4 protein-coding genes are annotated in these 3,041 nt (G+C 32.8%); 1 reads left to right on the plus strand and 3 read right to left on the minus strand.

Annotation, left to right across the window (positions count from 1 at the left end; genetic code table 11):
• Window positions 1-214 precede the first annotated feature (214 nt).
• Entirely contained in the window at window positions 215-394 is a 180-nt protein-coding gene (locus ACRBBL_RS27280; protein WP_431372277.1) for a hypothetical protein, read from the plus strand.
• Window positions 395-486: 92 nt separating this feature from the next.
• Here the strand turns inward: ACRBBL_RS27280 and ACRBBL_RS27285 are convergent, their stop codons facing one another.
• From ACRBBL_RS27285 to ACRBBL_RS27295, 3 genes are read right to left on the minus strand one after another with little or no spacing between them, the layout of a single operon-like run.
• Window positions 487-858, minus strand: coding sequence for a cupin domain-containing protein (locus tag ACRBBL_RS27285; protein ID WP_431372278.1), 372 nt, complete (start codon window positions 856-858; stop codon window positions 487-489).
• Complete coding sequence (locus ACRBBL_RS27290) at window positions 848-1,438, minus strand: hypothetical protein (protein WP_431372279.1); 591 nt, start codon at window positions 1,436-1,438, stop codon at window positions 848-850. The genes ACRBBL_RS27285 and ACRBBL_RS27290 overlap by 11 nt, the downstream gene beginning before the upstream one ends.
• 23 nt (window positions 1,439-1,461) lie before the next feature.
• Complete coding sequence (locus tag ACRBBL_RS27295) at window positions 1,462-2,970, minus strand: helicase HerA-like domain-containing protein (RefSeq protein WP_431372280.1); 1,509 nt, start codon at window positions 2,968-2,970, stop codon at window positions 1,462-1,464.
• Window positions 2,971-3,041: the final 71 nt, after the last annotated feature.

Below are 3,041 nucleotides of genomic sequence, written 5' to 3' on the forward strand. Positions count from 1 at the left end.
ATATGTGACGATTATTAAGTAAGAATCATTTACCAGAAATAGTAATCAATACTATTGAATTAGATGAAAGTCTGATCAACATCTTAATTTGAGATTTTGGTTGGGCTTTTTTGTTGTAACAAATATGAAATAAAGTCATACGGATTTACAAACTATATTGTGTATGTTGAAGGTTTTAAGGAATTTAGAGATGTAATTATTAAAATTAAATATTATGAAAAAGCAAAATATTAAAAAATTTAACTTAAATAAAGCTTCCATTTCTAAATTAGCGAATCTAGCTACTGGTGGATTTGCAAATGAAAGAGGAACAAAACTTGTATGTCCTACATTTGCAGCCGACAGACCAGGTTGCCCTAGCTTTGGAGGAGTCACTTGTGAACCTACTCGTTAATGATACCATAGTTTAAAAGATCTATAGAAATAAAAAAGCAGGCATTTGCCTGCTTTTTACATTGTAACTTAAATTTATCAGTTTAATCTTTTTTATGATTCTTCTCTATTCACCAAATCCATAGAGAATGCAGGCAAGCAGATAGCGATATATTCACAGTCTTCCTCAAAAGGATTGGAATATTGTACACGCGTATTTTTTTCTATTTTGATAGATTGTCCAGCTTCTAAAACGATGGTTTCATCTTCAATTATAAATTGTTTTTTCCCTTTGATGATGTATGTGTATTCATCAAATTTAGGTGTTTGAAACGGTTCACTCCACTTTGGTGGCGCAATCATGTGTGCAATGCTTATTCCTGAGTTTCCATCGGTAGCATTTCCAAAATGTTCTTCAATAAGTTTCCCGTCTGTAGTTGGAACTACAAAAGGATTTTTTTGAATATGATATTTTTTATTGGGCATCTTCTTTGTCGGTATCTTCAGTTTTTTCGTGTTTCCAATTGATAGAGAATTGCTTGATTTTAGCATTGTCAGGAATTTGAATGGCTTCAATATTTAAAGTCATGTCGTAACGCAAGTCTTCTGGCAATTCCTTTTTATCAATAGTAAAATACTCTTGTCCAGCTACAGTAATAATAATTGTACTTAATGTATTGTGGATGTATTTAATTTTAAAGTTTTCACGAATGTCTTTAAAGGTACTTTTAAGAGAAATCCCTTTTGCAGTTTTAAAACGCGAATCGTGAATTTGGATCGTTTTGATCTTTTCATTTTCATCGTGTTGTTGCGTAGGAATTAAGGTAAATAAGTGTTTACCTCTTTTTTCGAAAACTAAATATTGATCGTTTCCAGCTTGCATATAATCACCTTCGCCAATACGTTTTACCAAAGAATCTTTTGCGAAAACAGAATCTAATTGTTTTACAGTAACATCTTTGCTTAACTTTCCAATATGATCTTTATGAATTAAAAATGGATCTTCTTTTTTAGCACAGCTTGCCAAACAAGCAATAATAAGTCCAAGGAATAAGGATTTCTTCACGCGATTGTAATTTATGTATTTTATTATTTGATAATTTTTTTAAGGATTCCGAAAATGCTTCGGATAAATGTTGCGCTTGTAAGCACTTTTATAATTGGATTTTGTCGTGTGCTTTTTCGGCTAGAACTTTTAGATGACTTTACTTTAGCTTCTTTTTCTTTTTTGTAAACAGCTTCGGCTTTTTCAATCTTTTCATTTAGCATCTCATAAGCACTCTCACGATCAATTTCCTCGTTGTATTTTCCAATCAATCTCGAATTGTCAATTACTTGTTTCAATTCTTTTGGTGTTAATACATCCATACGACTCATTGGTGCGCGCAACATAGTAGCTGCTAATGGCGTAGGACGTCCTTTTTCATCTAACGCAGAAATTAAAGCTTCTCCAATACCTAACGAAGTTAATACTTCTGTAGTATCGTAATATTCAGAATCTGGATAGTTTTCTGCTGTCAACTTTATAGCCTTACGATCTTTTGCTGTAAAAGCACGCAATGCATGTTGTATTTTAAGTCCTAACTGACCTAAAACAGCTTCTGGAATATCTGTTGGGTTTTGTGTAACAAAGTATAAACCAATTCCTTTAGATCGAATTAATTTTACAATGCTTTCTATCTGATCTAATAAGGCACTTGATGCTTGTTTAAAAATTAAATGTGCTTCATCAATAAACAGTACCAATTCTGGTTGTCCACTATCACCTTGCTCAGGAAATGTCTCATAAATTTCTGCCAATAAACTTAGCATAAACGTAGAGAATAGTTTTGGTCTGTCTTGAATATCTGTTAAACGAATAATATTAATATATCCGCGTCCATTTTCGTCAATGCGAGTTAAATCGTCTACATCAAAAGAAGTTTCACCAAAAAACAAATCAGCACCTTGCTGTTCTAATTCGATAATCTTACGAAGAATAGCTCCTGTAGATGCAGTTGAAATTCGCCCATAAGATTCTTGAAACTCTGCTTTTCCTTCGTTAGTAGCATATTGTAATACTTTCTTAAAATCTTTTAAATCGAGCAAAGGCATTTTATTGTCATCACAGTATTTAAAAACAACTGCGACAATTCCTGATTGTGTTTCAGACAAATCTAAAATTCGAGACAACAACACAGGACCAAATTCAGAAACAGTAGCACGCAAACGCACACCATTTTGATCTGATAGTGATAAAATTTCAACAGGAAAGTTTTTTGCTTCAAACGGAAAACCAATTTTAGCATGACGTTCGTCAATTTTTGGATGTCCAGGACTTGGCTGCGCAATTCCACTTAAATCACCTTTTAAATCCATTAGCAACACAGGAATTCCTTTATCCGAAAGATTTTCAGCAAGTACTTGCAATGTTTTGGTTTTTCCTGTTCCTGTAGCTCCAGCAATTAAACCATGCCTGTTTAAGGTTTTTAATGGAATTTTTACATAGGCATCTGTAACTGTTTCTCCTTCATACATGGCTGCGCCCATGGTAATATAATCTCCTTTTGTAACATATCCTTTTTCAATATGCTCAATAAAATTGTACTTACTACTCATCAGTTCGAAAATTTAGGTTAAAAGTAAGCGATTTTGATGAAGTCTAAAAAAATGCATTCAGATTTCCACGA

This window comes from Kordia sp., from assembly GCF_050633145.1.
Lineage (GTDB): Bacteria > Bacteroidota > Bacteroidia > Flavobacteriales > Flavobacteriaceae > Kordia.

What these genes read in the sequence shown, in the direction of transcription:
- ACRBBL_RS27280 (WP_431372277.1), top strand. Translation starts at nt 215, where the DNA reads ATGAAAAAGCAAAATATTAAAAAATTTAACTTAAATAAAGCTTCCATT.
- ACRBBL_RS27285 (WP_431372278.1), bottom strand. Translation starts at nt 858, where the DNA reads ATGCCCAATAAAAAATATCATATTCAAAAAAATCCTTTTGTAGTTCCA.
- ACRBBL_RS27295 (WP_431372280.1), bottom strand. Translation starts at nt 2,970, where the DNA reads ATGAGTAGTAAGTACAATTTTATTGAGCATATTGAAAAAGGATATGTT.